The following is a 21426-nucleotide window of genomic DNA, read 5'->3' as shown; positions in this document are numbered from 1 at the left end:
CCCCATGTGCGAAGTCACCGCCTAGCAGCCGGCGAAGACTCGACCAGTGCCAGAAGCCCCTCGGGGCCAGCCGCGGGCTGTTCCGGCTGGCCCCTCGTCGTCGGGCGCTACGTCCACTCCACTCCGAGTTCGGTGAGGGCGGTGCGCTGCGGGGCAGTGAGCTTGTTCCGGCGTTGTTTCTGGTTGGCGTACCAGATGCCGAGCGCGAGCTCGTGCTCCTGGCCGTCGAGGACGATCGTCTCGCGGTGGGGCCGTTTGACCGCAGTGGTGCCTTCGCGGGCGATGTACTGGGCGAGGGCCGCGACGCCCCTCTGGAAGGCCGCTGACGCCTTGCTCTGACCCTTCGCCGCACCCTTGGAGGCTGGGGCCGCAGTGGGGCGCTCAGAGGGTTTGATACCCAGCCCGGACAGCCGCTCCTGCTGCTCGGTGGACAGCTGCGCCCAGGTGCTCGCTTCCCTTTGCCGCGCGAGCCATCGTCCGAGGTCGTCGCCCTCGAAGAGAACGCCGGGCTGGATGTCGGGCAGGAGGCCGTGGGGTTCGTCTTGGGCCAGGTGGGCGAGCACCTTGTAGTGGCGTTGCCAGTCCAGTGGCCAGGGGCAGTTCCAGTCGGGGTCGATTTCGGCGAGCTGCGCGGCCCGCGCGGTGGCGCGTTTGGGGATTTTGCCGAGGCCGTCAGTGCGGCGGAGGTTGGCGAGCAGTTGTCCGATGGCTACCTGCTCGCCTTCGCCTTCGCCCCAGACCGTGTCCTGGCGGGGGGCGAGGTGCCCGTGCGCGTGCCGGTAGGAGCGCAGCATCGCGAGCTTGGCCTCCCACGCCTCCTCCCCGGGTTCCCACACCATGCCGGCGTCGTCCGCGTCCAGCAGCTTCTTGCGGTGGTCGTCTAGTGTCCTGCGCCGGAGATCCGTCGGCAGAAGTGGGCGAGGGAGTCGAGGATTTCTTCGGCGGTCTTGGTCCAGATGAACGGCGTGGGGTCCTCGTTCCAGTTCTTGACCCAGCGGCGGATGTCGGCTTCGAGGGCCTGCACGTTCTTGTGCGCGCCTCGGCGGATCATCTGGTCGGCCAGGAAGCCGAACCACCGCTCGACCTGGTTGATCCATGAGGAGCCGGTCGGGGTGAAGTGCAGTTGGAACCGGGGGTGTTTGGCCAGCCATGTTCTGATCGCCGGGGTCTTGTGGGTGCCGTAGTTGTCGACGATCAGGTGGACCGCCAGATGCGCGGGCACCTGCTTGTCGATCTTGATCAGGAACTTCTTGAACTCCGCCGCCCGGTGCCGCCGGTGCAGGGAGCTGATCACCTCGCCGGTGGCGACGTCGAAGGCCGCGAACAAGGTGGTCAGACCGTTACGCACGTAGTCATGAGTCCGCCGCTCGGGCATTCCAGGCATCATCGGCAGCACCGGCTGAGACCGGTCCAACGCCTGGATCTGGGACTTCTCGTCCACCGACAGCACCACCGCGCCCTCGGGCGGGTTGAAGTACAGACCTACGACGTCGTAGACCTTCTCCACGAACAAGGGGTCTGTCGAGAGCTTGAACGTGTCCGTCAGGTGTGGCTTGAGCTGGAACTTCCGCCAGATCCGGCCGACGCTCGACTTCGACAGGCCGCTGCGGTCGGCCATCGACTTCCGCGACCAGTGCGTGGCGTTCTTCGGGATCTCCTCCAGCGTCGCGACCACGACCGCCTCCACCTGATCGACGCCGATGGTGGGTGGCCGGCCCGGCCGTGGCTCGTCCACCAGGCCATCCAGCCGCTCGGCCAGAAACCGCCGCCGCCACTTGCGGACCGTGTCCGCGGTCACCCGCAATTCGCGGGCGACCACGACGATCGGCGGGACCTCGGGCCCGGCACACGCGAGCACGATCCGGGCCCGCAGGGCCAACGCCTGAGCCGTCGTAGCCCGACGCGTCCACCGCTCCAGTGCCATCCGCTCCTCGGCGGACAGCAGTAACGGTTCCAGCTTCGGACCACGACGAGGAATGGATGTACCAGCTGCAGAAGTCACACAACAACTAACGATCAACTACCGGCGCAGGACACTAGCTCTCCGGCCCGCAGCGCTTTGCGCTGCTGGTGCACCCAGCGCCCCAGTGGGAATGCCTTCGTGGCGCCCACCGTCGTCTCGACGTCATAGGGCACGGCATACAGGCCCTCGATGCCGTTGTCGGCCCGCCAGCGGATAAGGGCTTGGTAGCCCTCCAGCCACACCAGTGATTTGGGCCGGTACACCCGGATGCGTAGGAACGCCGCGATGGTGGCCGCGTCGCGGGGGGAGGAGAAGTGCAGCAGCGCCGACTCGGCTGCCGCATCAGTCCCGTCCTTGTGTTCCTGTCCCTCGCTTGCGGCTGCGTTGCCGGCCCGGACGATTTGCCCGTCCTCGTCGCGGACCAGGTGGTGCAGCTTGGCCCGCGGCTGGCGCGACAGCGCCTGCGACGCGAGCTGGTCGACCATGCGCTCCGAGTGACTGCGTAGGCCTTGGAGCACGGCCACAAGGGGCGCGAACGAGGCGGAGGCGACCATGTCCTTCGGGTCCTCGCCCGGCTGAAGGAAGACCGGCACGATGATGCGCGCGACCTTGGTGGTGCCGTCCGGGTTCGGGCGGAGCGCGCGGCCGATGTTCTGCACGATCTCCACCTGCGAGCCGCGGGTGTCGGCGAAGCACACGGCCTCCACGCCCCGCTCGCCCACGATGTCGACGCCTTCGCCGAGGACGCGAACGCTCGCGAGGAAGGCGCGGTGGACCCGCCGGCCGTCAGCGTCCACACCGTTGGCGAACTGCTTCAGGGTCTCGCGCCGTTCGGAGACGAGGTGGTCGCCGCACAGCCATGCCGACCACACCCGGTCCGGCGGGACATGGCGGCCAGGCTCCAGCTCGTAGAACTCGGCGTCGATCGTCGAGGCGGGCAGGCGCTCCGCGTTGGCGATCGCGGCGTCGGACGCCTCGGCCGCATACAGCTCGGCCGTCGTCTCCGGCAGCCTCGTAGCGAACGCGGCGGCCTCCTCCACCCGCTGGTGGAAGGTCATCACGGTCTTGAGGTTGTGGCGCGTGGCATGCTCCAGGAGCGCGGCCTGGAGCAGCGCGAGCCGACGCCCCCTCAGCGCTTCCTCGGACAGTCCGAGGACCGGGTCCGGATCCCGAACTTCTAGAACATCAATCTCAAAACCTGCCAAAATACCCCGCTCGATGCTCTCCGCGAGCCCGAGCTCGAAAATCCATTCGCCGTACGGGCCTGCCAGATCACTGAGCATGGAGGCGATCTCCAGCTCCTCGCCGCCGACGCCCTTCTGGGGGCGCGGCGCGGCCAGGATCCGCAGGGTCGCGGTCAGGTACAACCTGAAGTCGGCAGGGATGCGGGCGTTGTCGTGGATCGCGGCCCAGGGCCGGCCGAGGTCTCCGGCGGTCCCGTGGGCTTCGTCCGTTTTACTGAGCGAGGTCGTGTGAGAAGTGTTGTTGAGCTGGCATTTCACGTGCCGTACATGTTCGCGAGGTTGGGGACGTGGGGACGCCTATTCGCCCTGACTCTCATGCCGTACCTGTGTAAGGCGGTGAGCCCGCTGTTCCTTAAGGGCCCTCAGTGTGAAGGTGCGGCGGTGAGAAGGACGGTGGCGGATCGCATGCCGTCGGACGCACGCGAAGGGCGGGCCGTCCGGGGGGAGGGTGGAAGAGCGGTGAGGCCAGCATCGCTGGGCGTCTGCGGCACGGCGAGACGGTCGAGGAGTTCGTTGGCGGTCTCGTGCCCGTCCACGAGGCTGCGCAGGGCCTCGGGGGTGAGATAGCGGTAGCTCTGTGGGGGGTGGAAGGCGCCGGAGCGGCGCAGATGGGCGAGGGGCACTCTGTTCCCCAGTGGGCGGGGGGTCAGGAACTGCTCTCGACTAAGTGTCCATGAGTGTCCTTCAGGTGTCACGAGTGTCGTATGATCTGGTGTATGAACCTGACGGAATGGGCACGCGCACAGGGGGTCGCCCCGCGTACTGCGTACCGCTGGTTCCGTGAGGGCACGCTGCCGGTCCCTGCGGAGCGAGTGGGGCCGCGCACGATCCTGGTGAACATCGACGCGAACACCTCACCGTCCGTGACCGGTGGCGTGGGCCTGTACGCCCGTGTCTCCTTCCATGACCAGAAGGCCGATCTGGAGCGGCAGACCGCACGCTTGTCGGCATGGGCCGCGAAGGCCGGGCATAAGGTCGTGCGCGTCGAATCCGAGATCGCTTCGGGCATGAACGGCGCCCGCGCCAAGGCCCGTCGCCTGCTGGCCGACCCGGCGGTGACCACGGTAGTGGTGGAGCGCAAAGACCGGTTGGGCCGTATGAACGTCGAACTCGTTGAGGCCGCTCTGGCTGCAACCGGCCGTCGACTCGTTGTGCTGGATGACGGCGAGGTCGAAGACGACCTGGTGCGCGACATGGTGGAGGTTCTGACCTCGTTCTGTGCTCGCCTGTACGGCCGCCGCAGTGCGAAGAACCGTGCCAGGAAGGCACTGGAAGCGGCGGCTGCCGATGGCTGACAAGAAGCAGCTCCGCACCATCGACTTGCCGTTCGTTGCTGTCGGCCCGTCCGGTGTGGCGTTACGCGACCGCCTCAAGCACCTCGCGCCAAAGGACGAGAAGGTGTTGCGTCTGGTCGGCGAGCACCAGGGCCGCCTGGCCTGTCTCGATCTCAAGGCCCGTTGCGAAGCCGGGCACAAGCACGACAACGACGCGTGGGCGTCCCGCAAGCGTGACCTGACCGAGCAGTCGTCGTCGCGTATCGCGGGTGCGATCACGAAGGCCACGCATGACCAGTACGGCCTGGCCCGACGCTGCCTGCTCGCCCATGTCCAGAACCTTGAGGCCGGTATCCGCACGCTGCGACACCGCCTGTCCCTCCCGATCGGGGAGAAAGGCAGCAAGCGGGGGCCGGGCGGGTACCGGTCCAAGGGCGAGTGGTTCCACAAGTCCCGCCGCCTGGCCACCCTGGAACACCGCCTCGACGTGGCCCGCGACGACTGGAAGACCGGACATGTCCGTGTCGTTCGCGGCGGCCGGCGGCTGCTCAAGAACCGGCACAACCTTCAGGCCGCGCAGCTCACCGAGCGCGAGTGGCGTCAGCGTTGGGAGGCTGAGCGCTGGTTCCTCGCCGCGGACGGCGAGTCCGGAAAACGCTTCGGGAACGAGACGATCCGCGTCACTCCTGACGGCGAAGTGTCGATCAAGATGCCCGCCCCGCTCGCCCACCTGGCCAACAGTAAGCATGGCCGGTACGTTCTTGCCTCCAAGGTCGCGTTCGCGCACCGTGGGGACGAGTGGCGCGACCGCACCGAGGCCAACCGTGCCGTCGCCTACCGCATCCACTACCACGTTGAGCGGGGCCGCTGGTATCTCACCGCTTCGTGGACCAGGCCCGCCGTGCAGACGATGCCGCCGGCCACCGCCCGCGCCAAGGGCATGGTCGGCGTCGACACGAACGCCGACCACTTCGCCGCCTACCGGCTCGACCGGCACGGCAACCCGGTCGGCGACCCGCGCCGCTTCCACTACGACCTGTCCGGCACCGCCGACCACCGCGACGCCCAGATCCGGCACGCTCTCACCCGCCTCCTGCACTGGACCAAGCAGACCGGCGCGCAGGCGATCGGCATCGAAAACCTGGACTTCGCCGCCGAGAAGACCCGCGAGAAGCACGGCCGCAAGAAGCGGTTCCGGCAACTCATCTGCGGTATGCCTACCGGCAAGCTCAAGGCCCGCATCGTCTCCATGGCCGCCGAACACGGCATCGCGATCGTCGCCGTCGACCCGGCATACACCTCGATGTGGGGCGACCAGCACTGGCGCAAGCCCCTGATCAGCATGACTCGCCATGACGCCGCCTCGGTGGCCATTGGCAGACGCGCCCTCGGGCACCCGATCCGGCGACGGACGGCACCGCCCCAGCATCACCAGAGTGATGGTGCTGGGCATCGGACCCTCCAGGCCGATCATGGTGACCGAGGGCGTGAGGAAACCCGCCGCCCCGTCGCGGAGCGTGCACACGATGCGCGTCACCGGACAGGGACAACGAGAACGCGGGGGACCAGCGCATCCAAAACCGTTCGGGATGCGCGCAGTTCCGGGACGTGGGTACAAGGCTCACTCCTGGACACTGTTTAGGAACGGTCGCCGAACCTTTGCACGCGTGGATGCGGCGATGGGGTGTCCGAGTCGGGCCAGCTCGCCTTGCCCGTGTATCCAGCGGCCGTTGTGGGGAACTCGGCGTCCGCGAGCTGCCCGCCGCGGTCAGTCACCACGGCGACGTGGATGGTGTCGGCGTGGGAGTCCACTCCGCCGATCACCACGTGTTCGACGACGGCTTCGGTGTCCGTTCCTGTCATGCTGGAGATGCCTTCCTGACCGGAGGTGGCTCCGGCCGGGCGGGGCAGACAGGACAGTGATGGGGCCTTTGGCCAGGCTCCTATAAGGTCATGATCCACCCGGCCGGGGCCTCGGGAACGGGCCCCGGCAGCCGGACAGACCAAGGCGAAGACAGCCCAGCAGGACGTCAGTCAGTGATCGAGTCACGACCACCGGGAACCCGGATACCACTATCACTGTCGGTGATCGTCGAGATGGTCTGTTTGGAGATCTCCGCGCCGTAAACCTCGGCCAGGTGCGCGGAGATCTCCCCGTGCGTGAGCCCCTTCGCGGACAGCGACAGCACCATCTCGTCCACGCCGGTCAGGCGCCGCTGCCGCTTCTTGACGATCTGCGGCTCGAACGTGCCGGCCACGTCCCGGGGGACCTTCACCTCGACCGGGCCGACGTCAGTCAACACGGTCTTCGCCCGGGTTCCGTTCCTGCTGTTGCCGCTGTTACGGCCCTCGGTGTCGTGCTTCTCGTACCCGAGGTGATCGGTGATCTCACCCTCCAGGGCGGGGTTTCAGGCGGGGTGCAGGACGATCCTGTCGAGGGCGACTCGGAACTCTGCCACGCCCTGCTCGCGGTCGGTGCGCGATGTCTCCCGGGCTGCGTACGTCGGTGACGTCGTCGCCGTGATTCATCAGCTCGAACTGCACCAGCCTGCCCTGGTCGGCCAATCGCCGGGCGGCCACACCGCCTTGCTCACAGCCGCCAGGCACCCCGACCTCATCCGCGCGATCGCCCTTGTCGAGGCCGGCCCAGGAGGCCCGAAGTGTCATATCACCCAAAGCAGCCCATTGCCGCCCAGGAGGGTGCCGTTTTGCTGGGTGAGTCCGACGGAGGACGCGGTGAACATGCGACTGCCCGCGGCTGTTGGTCCGGAGGTGCCGCCGGGGAGGACCCAAACGGCGCCCGTGGAGTTGTTCTCGTCGGCCGCTCCGACGAACAACTCGGCTTTGCCGTCCTTGTTCACGTCACCCGCGGCGACCGTTGTACCGAAGAAGTCGTCGACCTCTGAGCCTCCGGGGACACTTGCTGTGTCCTGATTGAAAGCGTACGCCCCGGTGCCGAGGGCGCCCGTGCGCCGTCCGGGGATGACGGTCACCTGCCCGGCCCGGCCGACCTTGCCAATGGATTCGTACGGCGCCCCGACCACGATGTCGGCAAGCCCGTCACGGTTAAGGTCGGCCACCGCCAAAGCGCCGCCGAAGGCGTCGTACTTCTCACTCCCGCCGGGGACGCCAGCAGTGTTCTGCGTGATCTGAACGGGTGCCGCGTCGGCCGCGATGCCGAGCGCCGAGCCGTACCAGACCAGGATGCGACCGCCCAGCGCGCCGTCGACCCCGGCGACTTCGGGTTCGTCCGGGTCGCCGACCACGAGATCGGCGAATCCATCGCCGTTGAGGTCGCCGGTGGCGGAGATAAGGCCGTTGCCCTTCTGGAGACCGGGTGACACACCGGGCGTGTGAACGTAGTTCTCGGGGTTCACGAAGACCGCGCCACCGGAGAGACCACCGTAGCGGTAGGTGACGTTCACATGGTCCTGGGCGCCGTCCCCGTTGAGGTCGCCGAGCGCCACAGACTCGCCCCAGGACATGTGCGCCGGCATTGCCGCGTTGCCGAACGAGCCGGTGCGACTGAAGGGGCCAGTGAAGCGGACGGCCCCGTGCCAGCCGCCCACCAGGACTTCGGTCTTCACTCCCGGGCCGGCGCTGACAGCAGCCAGGTCCAGGCCGTAGTACAGCGGATCGCTCTCCGGTGTCGGCAAGTTGGTGCCTGTGGTGAGGCCGGCGCTGCTTCCCCACAGCACCGTCACCGCTCCGGCATCGATCCCCTGGGCCGTGCCCTCGTAGGGCGACGAGACGATCAGGTCCGCGTACCCGTCGCGGTTCAAGTCCGCCGTGGCGGTGGCGGCACCAAACCGGTCGTACGCCTCGGCGGTGCCCGGCACGCCGGCGGTGTTCTGCGTAATGATCTTCCGCCGGGTCGTCGACAGTCCCGACTTCGACCCGTACATCACGACGACCGCACCGGCCGCCTCCTTACCCGCCACATCGGCGCCGGGGGCGGGCAGGACGGCGTCACGGTAGCCGTCGCCATTGAAGTCACCGGGTACCGCCCCGTGCACGGCGGCCGCGGGAGTGGCCGGCAGCAACGTGCCGCCGATCAGACCAGCGACCAGAAGGGCGGCGGCTCTCCACCTGCGCCCGGTCAGAACACGGTTCATTCTCATGTTGAGTCCCCTCCACCCCGGGCGCACCTCCCGTGCACCCAAACATCGCGACGGATTGTAAAGGCGTGCGGGGCGCTGTGGCCGGGCGGGGATGCTGTAGAAGCCTTTTGAGACGATTGAAGCAGCGTTCGAAGGTGTTGAGGCGAAGCCCCCCACTGGGGCGGGCCGGGAGCATCGAGATCACCGCCGATACGGACGGCACCGTCTGGGTCAGCGGCGCCGCCGTTATCTGCATCCGCGGCACCATCACTCTCTGACCGAGCTCCGGCAGCCAGCCGGAGCGCGGACAGCTGCGCGGCAGTCCATGCGCCGGACCACCGGGGCCGGGGCGGGATCGTCATGTGGTGTCTGCGGAGAGCGTCTTCATGGTGACGTAGCTGGTCACCATGGCCACGCCGGGCAGGCTGGCCAACTGGTCGGCGTGGAAGTCCTCGTAGGCGGGCAGGTCGGCCACCTCGACCTCGAGCAGATGGTCGAAGTTGCCGGTGATGTGGTGGCAGGCGACCCCCTCGGGCAGCCGGGTGACCGCACTCTCGAACGCGATCACGTCCTCGCGACGCCGCCAGGCATGCTCGCTTCGCTGATTGATCTCGTGGTCAGTGGAGGATCACTTCCGGGGCAGCGGGCAATGAGATGGGCGCGACCCGCAGCGACGGTGTCGGCTGACTTCGCCCTCAACCACGCCCACCAGCATGCCAACCGAGAGCCAGAAAGGGGCGTCACCTGTGGCGGACTGGAACGGCCGGCGCCCCCGCTCGCGGCGCTGGCGAAGCAGGCCGCCGTGGCGTGACGCCGACAGGCCCGGTTCGTTGAACGGGGCTGCGGAGCAACGGGCAAGCCTCCGGGGCCAGTCGGGCCCCGGAGGCTTCGTCGTCCCGGCGCCGCGCCAGCAGCAGGCGCGGCTACCCGATCAGAAGTTCCGTCTCTGTACACGCTTTGAGATCGTTGCGACAGCCGTCACTCGGCCGAATCTACCGGTCGTATGGTGGCTCGCCGAGCGCGTGAATGAGACGATTGACTACTTCACCGACAGTGAAGTCCCATCCGGTTAGGCGCTGTCCGCTCCAGTTAATCCCTACCCGGAAGTCATCCTTGGCTAGATCCGGCAAAGCCGCGCTTCGCCAATGATCCAGCGGCATTGAAACAGCTCGAAATTGAGGACCCCATAGCTGAGCAGCGCGCTGCGCACGGGTCTTCGACGACCAATAGGGGAAAGCTGGTTGCCCAGAACTTGAGACCGGGGTCGGACTGCCGTCGTCGTCTCGAACCCACCAAACGGTACGAGTCCGGGCGATCTCACGGAAGAAGGCCGCTGCCTGAGCCCCGCTTGTGCTCACCTGAATCCTCCTAGATCGTCCCGACTTCAGCATCACGCTTGAGCGCGGCACCAGAGGGCCCCAGTTGCCGCGCCCCGTTCGCAGCATTAGCCCCGGGCCTTCACGTGGCCGGTTGTTCGATGCGTGATCGGAAACGCGAAGAGTGCTCCTGACTTGCAACGATGAGACTTGTCTAGGGTCCTGGTCGTCGCATGAAAGAAGCACTCCTCAGGTGAAGAAGCGTATCGGCTCCTATCCGCGTGTCCGCATCGAGGGCGGCGGGAGCGGGGTGGTCTCGCAGGCTGGCGGGGTGCTGCTGGTCGAGACTGCCCGTAAGGCCGGCCTGGATACCGCGATATCGGCGGCGCTGACACCGTGGCGGCGGCCTCGGGCGGTGCACGATCCGGGCAAGATCCTGCTGGATGTCGCTCTCGCGGTCGCGCTGGGTGGGGACTGGCTGGCCGATGTGGGACTGCTGCGGGCCGAGCCGGCCGTGTTCGGGCCGGTGGCCTCCGGCCCAACGGTCTCCCCTGATCGACACTGCGGATGCCGATTAATCATCCGCCCTGATCAGGCGGCATGTTGGTACTCGCGAAGGGTTCCGCCGAGTCGATCTCGTCGGCCGATCTCCCAGTGCTGAATCTGCCCTGGTTCGGCGGTCGGTGTGGGCAGCGGGCGGAGCGGAGTGGCTTGCCCCAGGGCCCGGTGGGGGCGATGGCGGTTGTACAACGACTCGAACTCGCGCAGGGTGTGGAGTAGGTGCCGCTGGCCCCATATGAGGGTGCGGTCCAGCAGCTCACGTCGACAGGTTTGTATCCATCGCTCCGTGATCGAATTCATCCGCGGCATCCGGATACCGCTGAGGATGACCTCCAGCCCGGCGTCGGCCATCACGGCGTCGAAGGCCTTGGTGAACGTGGAGTCCCGGTCGCGGATCAAGAACTTGGCCTGGCTGCCCGCGTCCTGGAGATCCATGGCGAGATTGCGTCCGACCTGTACCACCCAGTCCGCGGTGGGGTGTGCGGTGGCGCCCAGGAGCCGGATCCTGCGGGTGGTGTGCTCGATGACGGCGAAAACGTACAGGCGTGCCCCGGCCAGGGTGCGGGTCTCGAAGAAGTCGCAGGCGAGGAGCGCGCCGGCCTGGCTGCGCAGGAAGTCAGCCCAGGTCGTGCCTTCGCGTTCGGAGGCGGGCGGGATGCCGTGCTCCTTGAGAATCTCCCAGACGGTGGAGGCGGCGATCTTGATGCCGAGCGCCGCGAGCTCACCGTGGATGCGCCGGTACCCCCAGGAGCTGCTCTCGCGTGCCAGGCGCAAGACCAGGCTGCGGATCGAGCGGACTGCGGGTGGGGCGCCCTCGCCGCCGCGGTGCGCACGTGACGGCATGGCGCTGTTTGAGCAGGTCGCGGTGCCACCGCGAGATCGTGTCGGGACGCACCAACAGCAGGAGCCGGCGCAGCTTGTTCACTGGGAGACGATGGAGCAGGCCAGCGAGCAGCGCACGGTCGGTGTCGGTGAACGCGGGCTTGCCGACCTGGCGCTGCAGGACCAGCAGCTGGTGCCGCAGGGTGAGGATCTCGATGTCTTTGTCCCGCTCACTCATCGGCAGCAGCCGCAGGAGCGTGAACGTATGGGTGACGGCGAGGTAGGCCAGGCGCAGCAGCACGACAGATCATGATGCCGCCGACGGCCATCCGGGTGAACAGCACGGGCGCGAGTGGCGCGCGAGCAGAAGGCCTGCCAGCGACGATCAAGCTCCTGACCTGGCCGGATAATTTGTCGGCACCCGCAACGTTCAAGGCCGAACTGATCGAGATGCAGGGCCCCTGGACGGACGTCGACCAGGTCGAGCGGGCGATCTTCCAGTGGATCACGTGGTACAACGAAGAACGTCTCCACTCCGCACTCGACTACGTACCGCCCGCCGAGTACGAACACGACTTCTGGCGGAGCCAGGAACAAGTCCCGCAGCCCGCCTGAACCATCAAGATCGGACTCTACGAAACTCGGGGCAGCTCAGGGCGACGCATGGCAGCGCGTCATCGGCGAGGACCGGACGGCACTCGGCAGAGTGCCGGAAGACCGCCTGATGGAAATGACGAAGCAGCTGCGGAAACTGTCGCATGGTGCCCCATGCTGTGGGTTCGAATCCCACGCTCTCCGCGTGGGGTGGCCCCTGACCAGCAACTATGGTCAGGGGCCGCCTGGCTTTTCGGCCTCGGACGCTGTCCGTGACCGACCACTGTTGTCCGGTGTTGACCGCCCCAACTGGCACGCATCTGGCACGGGGCCGACAGCGCCGCCTCGGCGTGCCTGTTGGCCTCGCGCGCAGTGCAGCGTGATCGAATAGGGCATGGCATCGTCCTGGACCGGTAGGCGGGTGCGCCTACGCGCTATTGAGCCCGATGACTGGACGGTGTTCGCGCGCTTCGCGGACGATGACGGGCGGCGAGTGGGCCGGTTGGATCTGCCGCGGTCCGCCGAGAGCTATCGTGCCTGGGCGAAGGAGCAGGCCGTTGCCGAGTGCGATGACGACCGTTTCCGGTTGGCGGTCGAAACGACGGCCACGGGGGAGCTGGTCGGCGCGGTCGGCTCACATCGCACCGGTCGTTGTTCGGGCTGGTTCGAGTTCGATGTCGTGATCGGCGCCGGCCACCGGCGCAAGGGCTACGCGGCGGAAGCCGTGGTGCTGTTGCTGCGCTTCATGTTCGCCGAGCGGCGCTATCACAAGTGCCTGGCGGCGGTCTTGGCCCCCAACGAGGCGTCGTTGGCACTTTTTCGTCGGCTCGGCTTCACCGAGGAGGGGCGCTTACGGGAACACGTTTTCTTCGCCGGCGGGCATCACGACCTCGTCATGATGGGCATGCTCGCCGACGAGTTCGACCGGCGACACACGATGAGCGAGCCGTGAGCAGGTCGTCCGGGCGTGTGCGGAACGGTACTCGGACTTGATCGACGTTCGCTGTTGGCGGGTGTAGGCGGTCTGTCGCCGAAAGCGGGGCTGTCCTCAGCCGCGCACGGTGGCACGCAGGTGCAGGCCGGCGGCTGCGAGACCGAGGAGGGTAGCGGGTTGCTGTCGAATGCAGAGTCGGCCGGGCCGTCCGCGGCGCGACCTTGCAACTGCCCTCGGCTGCCGCGTCAACCGTCACCCTGCTCGATGTCCAGATGGATCGGACCCCGAAGAACGGGGCTGGGCCGGTACGGCGGCGGGTCGGCGACCAGCCTGGGGCGGTCGAGCCGGCGTACCAGCTCGGTCAGCGCGATCTGGGTTTCCCGCCGGGCCAGCGGGCCGGCGAAACACAGGTGGATGCCGCTGCCGAACCCCAGGTGCTGGTTGTCATGCCGATCCGGGTCGAAGCGGTCCGGATCGTGGAAGCGCTTCGGATCGCGGCTGCCTGAGGCCAGCATGAGCATCATCTGCGAGCCCTGGGGGATGACGGTGTCGGCGACGGTGACGTCGCTGTACGCCACCCGCCAGGGAATGATGTGCACGGGGGGCTCGTAGCGCAGCAGTTCCTCGACCAGCGGCACGACGAGGTCCGGTTCGTCTCGCAGTCGCTGCAGCACCTGCGGGTGGCGCAGCAGCGTCAGCATGCCGTTGGTGATGAGGTTGACGATGGTCTCATGGCCGGCGATGAGGAGCAGTCTGGCGGTGGCGACAATTTCGGTGTCGGCCATCCGACCGTCGGGCCCGTCGTCGTTGGCCAGCCGTGACAGCAGGCCGTCTCCCGGCCGGCCGTGGCGCTGTTCCACCAGCTCGCCGAGGCACTGGCGCAAGTCCTTGCGGGCCTGTACGCCCTTGTCCAGCTTCTCCTTCGGGTCGGTCTTGGGGTTGTAGTCGATCGAGTTCATGATGTCGTTCACCCAGAGGTGGAACCTTGGCTCGTCCTCGCGTGGCACGCCGAGCAAGTGACAGATCACGGTTACGGGGAGCGGGGAGGCGAAATCGTCGACGACGTCGATCTGCTCCTTGCCCGCCAAATTGTCGATCAGGCTGCCGACGGTGGCGGTCAGGAAGCCTTCAAGTCCGGTCACCAGCCCAGGGGTGTGCGGGGGGCCGAAGTGACGCATCGCCATACGCCGCAGGCGATCGTGCTCGGGCGGGTCCATGTGGATGAACGACGACGTGGCCCCTTCCTCGGCTGAGGGCAACGGACGCGACAGATTGCGCGGGTCGGAACTCAGATGCGGGTCATTCAGTATGTCCGTGATCTCGCGATAGGTGCTGATGACGTAGCTGCCGTCCTCCTGCCGAGCCACCGGCGTCTTGCGCAACTCGGCATACAGCGGGTAGGGGTCGGCCCGGGCGGAGTAGTCGAAGATCCGTTGCAGCGTGCCGGGCGTCCCGGTCGTGGCCGTTTGGCCTTCCTCCTGCCGATGCTGGTGCACGGCCGTGACGCGGCGCTCACCCCGGTCATGGCCTGTGACCACCACCGTGGCGCCCTGCGCGAGCAGGGCGGGGCCGGGGAAGTCGACGGGCACCGGTTTCATGTCGGCCGGCTGGTCCGGCGTGGAGCAGGGGGGCGGGAAAGGTGCGGCCGTCTCGATCAGCCGTCGGTAGTGGTCCAGCCACTTACCGTTGTTGAAGCTCACGGCAGCCGTGACCCGGCCCCGATAGCCATATGCGGTGACGAAACGGTGGTCGTCCAGCGATCCCTGGGTGACGACCACCTCGTCGGCGAAGGTCGGCACGCCGACGGACTTGATGTTGACGCCGAACTGGATCGACCAGAACAGCGGGATGGACAGGTGGGGCCAGCGGTCCGCCTGGGCACTGACCATGTTGTGTGCCGCGACCTCTGCCTGCTCCACGGCGTTGGCCCAGTGCTCCAGTGAGATGAGCCGGTATTCGTAGATGGGGTTCGGGCAACGTGCCACGTCTCCCGCGGCGAAGACGTCGTCGGTGACGCGGCCATTGATGTCGAGGGCGCGGCAGCCCGTGTCACAGGTGATTCCCCACACGCCCGCCGCCAGTCCCGACTCCCGCAGCCACTCGGTGTTGCGGATGCTCCCGAGTGCCACCACCGCCACATCGGCGTCGACCGTACTGCCGTCGTCGAAGTGAGCACGGCGAAACCGTCCCTGCGCGTCGCCCTCCAGCCGGGCAACCTTGACACCGCATCGCAGGTCGACACCGTGAGCGCGCTGCATGTCGGCCGCAACCTCGCCGATCATGGCGCCGAGCGCCCCGACCAGCGGGGCCGGCGCGAGTTCGGCGACGGTCACCGGGATGTCCCGCTCGCGGCAGATCGAGGCGATCTCGGAGCCGGTGAATCCCGCACCGATGACCAGCACACGGGAGGGCCCGGCGGCGAGGGCCCGCTGCAGGCTCTCGGCATGCTCGCGTGTACGTACGACGAACACTCCGTCCAGGGCCGCCTCGGACTCAACGAACCACGGCCGGGCCCGTACCCCGGTAGAGATCAGCACCCGGTCGAAGGGAACCTCGCGTCCGTCGGCGAGACGCACGTGGTTCGTCGCGAGGTCCAGCCCGCTGGCGGGCACGCCCAGCAGCCACTCCGCATCGATGCCACGACGGCGGGGCAAAGCGGTGCCCCCGGCCAGCACCCACCCGGTCAGTACTTGCTTGGACAGGGGAGGCCGGTCGTAGGGCTCGCCCAACTCGTCACCGATCATGGTCAACGATCCGGTGAAACCCTCGTCTCGCAAAGCCTCCGCGGCCCGCAGCCCCGCCAGCGAAGCCCCGACGACCACGATGCGGCCATCGCGCTTGAACGCACGCAGGCTGTCGGCACTGGTCATGACGCCGACGCCTCCGCCGGTGCGTGCCGCGCCTCCAGCTGGTCGACCAGGATCGCCTGGACCGGGCAGGCCGCCGCAGCGCGTAGCACCTGGTCGCGCTGGGCGTCGTCGGGGTTCGGGTCGTACATGAGCGCTTCCTCACCGTGCATCCGGAACGCCTCCGGAGCCAGGAACGCGCACTGTGCATACCCCTTACATCGGGAAAGATCAACGACAACTTTCACCCCGACCTCCACAGGGAGTGGGAGCTGCAGACCCTCAAGCCGGCGCCACTCCGGCGCGCAACGAGGGAGGATCCGGCCGCTGCCCACCCCTCGAAGTGCGAGGGGGTGCACCGCGCTCGTCGGGTCTCCATGGAAAGAATTGATCATCGCGGCTAAGGTGATCGGCGCCTGACTAGAGACGTATCCCTCGTTGCGGCTGCATTTTGGCTACGTGAGCGACGCTCTTTTGGATTGCCGTTTCGACGGAAACCGTGTGGCACGGTGCTCCGGAATACCGTGAATCAGCCTAACAGCGACACCGATACCGGCGAGCGCAATGGCCCGGGAGACGAACGCCTGACATCCAACGTTGACATCAACGACGCTGGACAGCGGCGTACCTTGGTAGAGGACCGGCGTACGCGGCATGGCAGCGAGACGCCGAGTCTGCAGAGGTCGGATCGAACTCCTAAAGCAATTTGCGGGAACACGTTTTCTTCGCCGGCTGGCACCACGACCTCGTCATGATGGGCATGCTCGCCGACGAGTTCGACCGGCGACACACGATGAGCGAACCATAAGCTGGTCATCCAAGCGTGTGCGGAACGGCACTCGAACTTTGTCAACGTTCGCTGTTCGCGGGCTGAGGCGGCCTGTCACCGAAAGCGGGACTGCCCTCAGCTGCGCAAGGTGGCACGCAGGCGCAAGCCGACAGTTGCGAGACCTTCGAAGGTGGCGACCTGGTAGCTGGGTTGCGGTCCGGGCGGCTCGCTCAAGTGGTAGCAACGGGCGGTCTGCGCAGTCAGGAGCGTCAGCATCGCCATGGCCAGAGCGGCTCCCTCGCAGCCATGCGGCCCGGTACCGAAGGAGAGGAAGACCCCGGGTTTCGCCGGCGAGCCCGAATCATCGAGCCAGCGCTCGGGCTGGAACCGGTCCGGCTCGGAGTGTTCCCGTGCGTCGCGGTGGGCGGTGTAGGGGCAGACGAGAACGGTGGACCCGGCGTCGATGGTGTAGTCGGCGAGCTGAGTCTGTCGCGGGGCGCGCCGGGTCAGTAGCCAGCTCGGGGGGTACAGGCGGAGCACCTCGCGTACCAGTGCCTGGGTGTATTGCAGGCTGTCGAGGTGGGTGCTGGTCGTCGCGGCCGGGTCCGCGGGCAGCAAGGCGGCTTCGGCCGCGACGCGGCCCGCTGCCTGGGGGTGCCGGGCCAGGTGGAGCAGGATCCATCCGGCTGCCCGGGAAGGTGTCTCGAAGGTGGCGACGGTGATTCCGGGGAGAGTGTCGAGGATGGCCTCTTCCGGCAGTAGGCCGTAGCGGGAGGAGGGCTGGAGCATCTGTCCCAGCACGTCGTCACCGAGCCGGCCCGATGAACGGCGCCGGCGGACGATGGGCCGCAAAGCGTTGGTGAAGGCGACTTGCTGCCGTGTGCGGAACCGCCGTGCCGGTGTGGGGATCCAGCGCGGCCATACCCAGCGCGAGGGGCGTACGAGCACCTCCCGGGCCACGAAGAGCTGTGAGGCAAAGGGCAGCAGGGTGGGAGCGTCCTCGGAGAAGAGGTAGCGCACGCCGATCTCTGCCAGGGCGTGCCGGACCGGGGGCAGAATCTCGACGTCCTGGCCCGTGGGCCACTGGTCAACAAATCGAGCGGTCCCGGGCGCTATCTCACCGATCCGGGCTGCAACCGCCTGCGGGCGCAGTCCGCGCATGCGGGCGGCGTGAGCGTGCGCACGCTCCTCAGACGTCGGTGCTCCGCTCGACCGCTTCAACGGCGGGAAGAGAGGCGAGGGCACCTTGGGGAAGTCCCGTGCGCGGCGCAGGACTGCCTGACACGGCCCGGCCGCAGCGGCTACGTAGACACCCGGCTCCAGCTGCCAGACGTCCCCGCACTCGTCAGCGCCACGGCGCGCGAGTGCCAGCCGGTCGCGGCTCCAGGCCGCGAAGCTGCCTTCGGGCAACCGCGGCGGCTCATTCATTCGGCCCATGGGATCGCCCCTGACTCTCGTACCTGTCCAGGCCGATATCGTCGGCAGCGTGGCCGGGAGCCGGCGGGCGCCCGGGGGCTCCCGCCGGCAGGGCGGTCAAATCCTGTCATCGCCGGTGTGCGTGGCCCAGTCGTGGCCGCCGTACGCACCGTAGTTGCGGGTGAAGGACAGCTTGCCGAGCAGCTTGGCGATCATGGCGCACTCCTCTCACCTGTCTTCAGCACCATGTATTTTAAGTGCCATTTTTTTCATACATGCCCTATATGTCATCTTAAGGGCGTCAGCCGCACGCACGGATATAAGGCGCGTACCTGCGGGCCGGGCCCGCAGGCGGTCGACGTCGCCCCGGCGCTGAGGGGCGGTGCCGCCCCCGGCCGCGAGGTTCGGCGGCGCCGGGCACCTCAAGACCGGCGGCACCAACGCCCCGAAGGAACGGAACGGCTTTCGCGCGAACCGGTCACCTCGCACCTCGGGAAGGCGGCGGGTTGGCGAGCTGCGACCACTGCCGATAGTGGCCGACAACGGCACCGAACCGGCGCCGTCCGCCTACAGGCCGGGCGCCCGGTAGCCGCCCAGGTACCAGAACGCCGCCGAGTACCAGACCAGGGCGATCACCGTAACGAGCGCGCCACCGGCGAGCGGGAGCGCCCAGCCCGGCCAGCGGCGGTGGCGCACTACGACGACCTTGGCGACGACGGCCCCGTAGAGAAAACAGCCGGCGAGCGAGTGCAGCGCCTCGCGGGTCCCGGTCAGGCTGACGCTGTGGGCGATGATGCGCTGCTGGGCGATCGGGACGGAGAACAGGAAAGCGACCATACCGATCAGGCGGTGCACGGTGGGCACCGGGTGCGGCGCGGCGCGCAGGCCGGGCAGTCGGCCGTACATCCACAGCGCGAGGGGCAGCTAAATCAGCGCCAGGCCCAACCGAGCGCTGCCCAGCTGGGCCTTGAGCAGGACGACGGCGTGGCCGTGCACCCCGAAGAGGCTGCGCCGGTACTCCGGGGTGTGTACCCGGCCCTACCAGAGCAGGGCGGCGGTCACCGCCAGGGGCAGCAACAGCCACAACAGCCCAAGGAGCTGCCGGGATTCGGTGCGCGGGGCAAGGCGTGGCATGTGATCAGCCGCCCACGCCGTCGGCCTTGTCGCCCCGAGGAGCGCCGGCCCGAGTGGATGTAGAGCGCGGCGGGCCGGTGATCAGGAAGCCGGCGAGCGAGGTCACGGCGCCTACGGCCTCGGCGATCGCGCTGGCGGTCTTCTTCGGCCACCAGGCCGGCTCGTACATGTTCGGCAGCGGACCCAGAGCGCCCACGTTCACGTACCGATAGAGCAGCACGGCGCCCAGGGCGGAGACGGACACCAGGAAGGCGAACGCCCACACCGGCCGCCGGCGACCGAGGAGCAGGACCAGCAGCGCGGCCAGGGACGCCACGGCGGCTTCGAGGCGGAACAGCGTTCCCTGGCTGATCTGCTGCCCGATCGGATCGAAGGCGTGGGCGAGGTCGGCGTGCACGTAGGCGTTCACCGCCAGGGCGGCTGCGGTCACCACTTGGAGCAGCACACGGGTGATCGTGTTGCGGCGCGGGCGGTCGCCAGGTCCGGCAGCCATCGCTACTGCCCGGTCGCGCTTGCTGCGGCACTGCCGGGCGCTGGGGACGCCGTGCCGTTCCCGCCGACCCGGAGGTGGGTGTCCATGCCGAGTTCCTTGTGCTTGTCGATGGGACTCGGACTCCCGGTTGGGGCCAGGGCCGAACCGCTGGAGCACGCAGTGGCAGCGGTCAGCGCGGCGAGTGCCAGGAACCGCAGTCCAGCGCGGGCGCCACGCGGGGATTCGAAAACGTGCACGGCCATGTTTCGGGGCCTCCCTTCCTCGACGAGACTGGTCCAAGTTTCCGATTACGCCAACGCCAACACTCGCCCCGCGCGGGCCATCACCCAGTCAGGCGAGGATGTGCCCGGGGCACGCCCCAGATCCTTCGACAGCAGCGCGGTGCCGACCTGGTTGTCGTGGGCGCCGGCGGTCATCACCACGACCGCGATGATCAGCCCTGTCGCGCAGGTCGTGGTGCTCACCCCAGGTATGCAAGGGCTGAGCCTGGCATCCGAAATGCTCGGCGCCCCTCTCCGAGACGACCAGGGCTGAGTCGCACGCTCCCAGAAGCCGTCATGTCGGTGGCCACGTGTCTCATGAGACACATCGAAGTCTGGAGAACGACGGGCACCGAGTTGTCCTGCGGCGCACCGATGACACCGTGATCCTGTACGCCCAGTCCGGGAGGGTCGTCACGCCGTACTGGATGGACCTGGCCCTGGCCGGCGTGGCACTGCGGCCGGGCACGGTCCTCGATGGCGAGGCGGTGATCTGGCGGGATGGGCGGCTCGCCTTCGGAGCGGCTCAGTCCAGGGCCGCGTCGTCCGTGACCCGGGCCCGCGCTCTGGCCGCCCGGCACCCGGCCTCGTACGCCTGCTGGGATCTCATGCAGCACCCCGACCCGGCGATCGGCGACACCCGCCCCCTCCCCTACACGGAACGGCGCGCCCTGCTCCTCGAACTGCTCGCCGAGGTCGGCCCGCCGATCCAGCCCGTACCGGCGACTGACAACCGGGATGTGGCGGAGCACTGGTACGAGGCACTCCAGGAGCAGGGGCTTGAAGGAGTGGTGGCCAAGCAGGGCGCGGCCGCGTACCCGTCGGGGCGCCACGGGTGGGTGAAGGTCCGCCATGCCGACACCGTCGACGGATTGGTCGTCGGGTTCACGGGGCCCAGGCTCCGCCCGCATCACCTGGCCCTGGTGGTCGGCGACGAGGACAGCCAGGTACGGCTGTCGGCCCGCCTCGAGCCCGTCCTCGCCGCCCACATCGGTACCGCCCTGGCGGGCACGGAAGTGATGGGCGAGCGACGAACGGAGCGCGAGACATACACCCGGATCCAGACCGACCTCACGGTGGAAGTCCTGGCGGGATCGGGTCGGCACGGAACGCTCACGGTGGTAAGGATTCCCAATGATTCTTGTCAACCAGTGAGCCCTAAGCTGCGGCTCATGGAATCGTTGATCGCTGCCGTCCGCGAACAGGACGAAGCTGCCCGTTTTCTCGCTGGGCCGGGTGACTTCGACCTGGACCGAGGCGACCATGTCGAGGAAGTCCACCTAGCCTCGGGCGCTGCGCTGGAGGGCTTCGCGGGCGACGGCGCCGGGGGCACGTATTTCTTCTGTGGCGAAGGCGGCGAGGAACGTCCTGTCCTGTATGCCGACTCCGAAGGAGGTTCGGCTCTGGTTGCGATCGGCCTGCCCGAGCTCCTGCGGCTGCTGCTGGTCGCCCCGTGGTGGCGAGGCTGTCAAGCGTTCACGGCCGAGGAGAGCCGCAAGCTGGCAGACGAGTACCTGGAGGACATACCGGACCTCCTGGCCCGACGAGACTATGCCGCCGCAGCCCTTGGCCTCGATCTTTCCACCGAGGCAGTTGTCCTGGACCGCCTGCGGGAGGTGGCCCTCGGAGTCGGAGAGGACTTCGTCCTCATCTTCACGCCGGAGGGTTATCCCTACGAGCCTCTGATCAGGGCCTGAGGT

The 21426-nt window shown here is 68.0% G+C and carries 19 protein-coding genes and 7 pseudogenes; 8 read left to right on the top strand and 18 right to left on the bottom strand.

Going from position 1 to position 21426, the window contains the following annotated elements:
* Nucleotides 1-107: 107 nt before the first annotated feature.
* From OG395_RS54245 to OG395_RS54230, 4 genes and pseudogenes are all read right to left on the bottom strand, one after another.
* Complete coding sequence (locus tag OG395_RS54245; RefSeq protein WP_442818492.1) at nt 108-839, bottom strand: helicase associated domain-containing protein; 732 nt, start codon at nt 837-839, stop codon at nt 108-110.
* A gap of 41 nt (nt 840-880) precedes the next feature.
* A complete protein-coding gene (locus OG395_RS54240) occupies nt 881-1924 on the bottom strand; it encodes an IS630 family transposase (protein WP_327244963.1) in 1044 nt (347 codons plus the stop codon).
* Between the two features lie 113 nt (nt 1925-2037).
* A pseudogene (locus OG395_RS54235) lies at nt 2038-3426 on the bottom strand (Helicase associated domain protein); the annotation flags it as partial.
* 143 nt (nt 3427-3569) lie between these two features.
* Entirely contained in the window at nt 3570-3830 is a 261-nt protein-coding gene (locus OG395_RS54230; RefSeq protein WP_327241204.1) for a hypothetical protein, read from the bottom strand.
* Nucleotides 3831-3923: 93 nt separating this feature from the next.
* Between OG395_RS54230 and OG395_RS54225 the strand changes: the two genes are divergently transcribed.
* Entirely contained in the window at nt 3924-4502 is a 579-nt protein-coding gene (locus OG395_RS54225; RefSeq protein ID WP_327241179.1) for an IS607 family transposase, read from the top strand.
* Nucleotides 4495-6123 carry a transposase gene (locus OG395_RS54220; protein ID WP_327241178.1) on the top strand — a complete coding sequence of 543 codons (1629 nt, stop codon included), beginning with the start codon at nt 4495-4497 and terminating at the stop codon, nt 6121-6123. Before OG395_RS54225 ends, OG395_RS54220 begins: the two co-directional genes overlap by 8 nt.
* Here OG395_RS54220 and OG395_RS54215 read toward each other — a convergent pair.
* Together OG395_RS54215 and OG395_RS54210 are read right to left on the bottom strand one after the other, a co-directional pair.
* Nucleotides 6120-6344, bottom strand: coding sequence for a hypothetical protein (locus tag OG395_RS54215; protein ID WP_327241205.1), 225 nt, complete (start codon nt 6342-6344; stop codon nt 6120-6122). The two genes, OG395_RS54220 and OG395_RS54215, sit on opposite strands and share 4 nt — an antisense overlap.
* A gap of 218 nt (nt 6345-6562) precedes the next feature.
* Nucleotides 6563-6883, bottom strand: a pseudogene (locus OG395_RS54210) (transposase); the annotation flags it as partial.
* Nucleotides 6884-6950: 67 nt separating this feature from the next.
* Here OG395_RS54210 and OG395_RS54205 point away from each other — a divergent pair.
* A pseudogene (locus OG395_RS54205) lies at nt 6951-7139 on the top strand (alpha/beta fold hydrolase); the annotation flags it as partial.
* Between the two features lie 5 nt (nt 7140-7144).
* Here the strand turns inward: OG395_RS54205 and OG395_RS54200 are convergent.
* Nucleotides 7145-8602: a VCBS repeat-containing protein gene (locus tag OG395_RS54200; protein WP_327241206.1), complete on the bottom strand. Its 1458-nt coding sequence runs from the start codon at nt 8600-8602 to the stop codon at nt 7145-7147.
* 134 nt (nt 8603-8736) lie between these two features.
* On the opposite strand from OG395_RS54200, the gene OG395_RS54195 reads away from it, so the two are divergent.
* Complete coding sequence (locus OG395_RS54195) at nt 8737-8859, top strand: hypothetical protein (protein ID WP_327241207.1); 123 nt, start codon at nt 8737-8739, stop codon at nt 8857-8859.
* An 80-nt stretch (nt 8860-8939) separates the two neighbouring features.
* Here the strand turns inward: OG395_RS54195 and OG395_RS54190 are convergent, their stop codons facing one another.
* Both OG395_RS54190 and OG395_RS54185 read right to left on the bottom strand, forming a co-directional pair.
* Nucleotides 8940-9149, bottom strand: coding sequence for an Lrp/AsnC ligand binding domain-containing protein (locus tag OG395_RS54190; RefSeq protein ID WP_327241208.1), 210 nt, complete (start codon nt 9147-9149; stop codon nt 8940-8942).
* 424 nt (nt 9150-9573) lie between these two features.
* On the bottom strand, nt 9574-9972 hold the full coding sequence (locus OG395_RS54185) for a DUF2750 domain-containing protein (protein WP_327249745.1): 399 nt from the start codon (nt 9970-9972) through the stop codon (nt 9574-9576).
* A gap of 178 nt (nt 9973-10150) precedes the next feature.
* Here OG395_RS54185 and OG395_RS54180 point away from each other — a divergent pair.
* Nucleotides 10151-10447: pseudogene (locus tag OG395_RS54180) on the top strand (transposase); the annotation flags it as partial.
* A gap of 41 nt (nt 10448-10488) precedes the next feature.
* Here OG395_RS54180 and OG395_RS54175 read toward each other — a convergent pair.
* Nucleotides 10489-11581, bottom strand: a pseudogene (locus OG395_RS54175) (integrase core domain-containing protein).
* 110 nt (nt 11582-11691) lie between these two features.
* Between OG395_RS54175 and OG395_RS54170 the strand changes: the two are divergent.
* Both OG395_RS54170 and OG395_RS54165 read left to right on the top strand, forming a co-directional pair.
* Nucleotides 11692-11895: an integrase core domain-containing protein gene (locus tag OG395_RS54170; RefSeq protein WP_327241210.1), complete on the top strand. Its 204-nt coding sequence runs from the start codon at nt 11692-11694 to the stop codon at nt 11893-11895.
* A 373-nt stretch (nt 11896-12268) separates the two neighbouring features.
* Entirely contained in the window at nt 12269-12826 is a 558-nt protein-coding gene (locus OG395_RS54165) for a GNAT family N-acetyltransferase (RefSeq protein WP_327241211.1), read from the top strand.
* Nucleotides 12827-13053: 227 nt separating this feature from the next.
* Here the strand turns inward: OG395_RS54165 and OG395_RS54160 are convergent.
* The 8 genes and pseudogenes from OG395_RS54160 to OG395_RS54125 form a co-directional block, all read right to left on the bottom strand.
* A pseudogene (locus OG395_RS54160) lies at nt 13054-14133 on the bottom strand (cytochrome P450); the annotation flags it as partial.
* Nucleotides 14134-14307: 174 nt separating this feature from the next.
* A pseudogene (locus OG395_RS54155) lies at nt 14308-15678 on the bottom strand (NAD(P)/FAD-dependent oxidoreductase); the annotation flags it as partial.
* Nucleotides 15675-15902 carry a ferredoxin gene (locus OG395_RS54150; protein ID WP_327241212.1) on the bottom strand — a complete coding sequence of 76 codons (228 nt, stop codon included), beginning with the start codon at nt 15900-15902 and terminating at the stop codon, nt 15675-15677. The pseudogene OG395_RS54155 and the gene OG395_RS54150, both read right to left, overlap by 4 nt.
* A gap of 656 nt (nt 15903-16558) precedes the next feature.
* Nucleotides 16559-17851: a cytochrome P450 gene (locus OG395_RS54145; RefSeq protein WP_327241213.1), complete on the bottom strand. Its 1293-nt coding sequence runs from the start codon at nt 17849-17851 to the stop codon at nt 16559-16561.
* Nucleotides 17852-18406: 555 nt separating this feature from the next.
* Nucleotides 18407-18745, bottom strand: a complete 339-nt coding sequence (locus OG395_RS54140) for a DUF6529 family protein (RefSeq protein ID WP_327241214.1) — start codon at nt 18743-18745, stop codon at nt 18407-18409.
* A gap of 232 nt (nt 18746-18977) precedes the next feature.
* Nucleotides 18978-19466 carry a hypothetical protein gene (locus OG395_RS54135; protein WP_327241215.1) on the bottom strand — a complete coding sequence of 163 codons (489 nt, stop codon included), beginning with the start codon at nt 19464-19466 and terminating at the stop codon, nt 18978-18980.
* A 2-nt stretch (nt 19467-19468) separates the two neighbouring features.
* Nucleotides 19469-19708, bottom strand: a complete 240-nt coding sequence (locus tag OG395_RS54130) for a hypothetical protein (RefSeq protein ID WP_327241216.1) — start codon at nt 19706-19708, stop codon at nt 19469-19471.
* 45 nt (nt 19709-19753) lie between these two features.
* Nucleotides 19754-19930, bottom strand: coding sequence for a hypothetical protein (locus tag OG395_RS54125; protein ID WP_327241217.1), 177 nt, complete (start codon nt 19928-19930; stop codon nt 19754-19756).
* Nucleotides 19931-20037: 107 nt separating this feature from the next.
* Here OG395_RS54125 and OG395_RS54120 point away from each other — a divergent pair, with 107 nt between their 5' ends.
* Entirely contained in the window at nt 20038-21423 is a 1386-nt protein-coding gene (locus OG395_RS54120; protein WP_327241218.1) for an ATP-dependent DNA ligase, read from the top strand.
* Nucleotides 21424-21426 lie beyond the last annotated feature (3 nt).

Origin of the sequence: Streptomyces sp. NBC_01320, from assembly GCF_035974375.1 — a bacterium.
Classification (GTDB): Bacteria; Actinomycetota; Actinomycetes; order Streptomycetales; family Streptomycetaceae; genus Streptomyces; species Streptomyces yanii.
Note: the sequence above shows the minus strand (reverse complement) of the source record. Positions and strands in the feature narration are given on the sequence as shown.

Excerpts from the sequence above, each read along its gene's own strand:
- OG395_RS54245 (WP_442818492.1), bottom strand. The coding sequence starts at position 839 with ATGGTGTGGGAACCCGGGGAGGAGGCGTGGGAGGCCAAGCTCGCGATG.
- OG395_RS54240 (WP_327244963.1), bottom strand. The coding sequence starts at position 1,924 with ATGGCACTGGAGCGGTGGACGCGTCGGGCTACGACGGCTCAGGCGTTG.
- OG395_RS54225 (WP_327241179.1), top strand. The coding sequence starts at position 3,924 with ATGAACCTGACGGAATGGGCACGCGCACAGGGGGTCGCCCCGCGTACT.
- OG395_RS54220 (WP_327241178.1), top strand. The coding sequence starts at position 4,495 with ATGGCTGACAAGAAGCAGCTCCGCACCATCGACTTGCCGTTCGTTGCT.
- OG395_RS54215 (WP_327241205.1), bottom strand. The coding sequence starts at position 6,344 with ATGACAGGAACGGACACCGAAGCCGTCGTCGAACACGTGGTGATCGGC.
- OG395_RS54200 (WP_327241206.1), bottom strand. The coding sequence starts at position 8,602 with ATGAGAATGAACCGTGTTCTGACCGGGCGCAGGTGGAGAGCCGCCGCC.
- OG395_RS54185 (WP_327249745.1), bottom strand. The coding sequence starts at position 9,972 with ATGCTGAAGTCGGGACGATCTAGGAGGATTCAGGTGAGCACAAGCGGG.
- OG395_RS54165 (WP_327241211.1), top strand. The coding sequence starts at position 12,269 with ATGGCATCGTCCTGGACCGGTAGGCGGGTGCGCCTACGCGCTATTGAG.
- OG395_RS54145 (WP_327241213.1), bottom strand. The coding sequence starts at position 17,851 with ATGAATGAGCCGCCGCGGTTGCCCGAAGGCAGCTTCGCGGCCTGGAGC.
- OG395_RS54140 (WP_327241214.1), bottom strand. The coding sequence starts at position 18,745 with ATGTACGGCCGACTGCCCGGCCTGCGCGCCGCGCCGCACCCGGTGCCC.
- OG395_RS54135 (WP_327241215.1), bottom strand. The coding sequence starts at position 19,466 with ATGGCTGCCGGACCTGGCGACCGCCCGCGCCGCAACACGATCACCCGT.
- OG395_RS54130 (WP_327241216.1), bottom strand. The coding sequence starts at position 19,708 with ATGGCCGTGCACGTTTTCGAATCCCCGCGTGGCGCCCGCGCTGGACTG.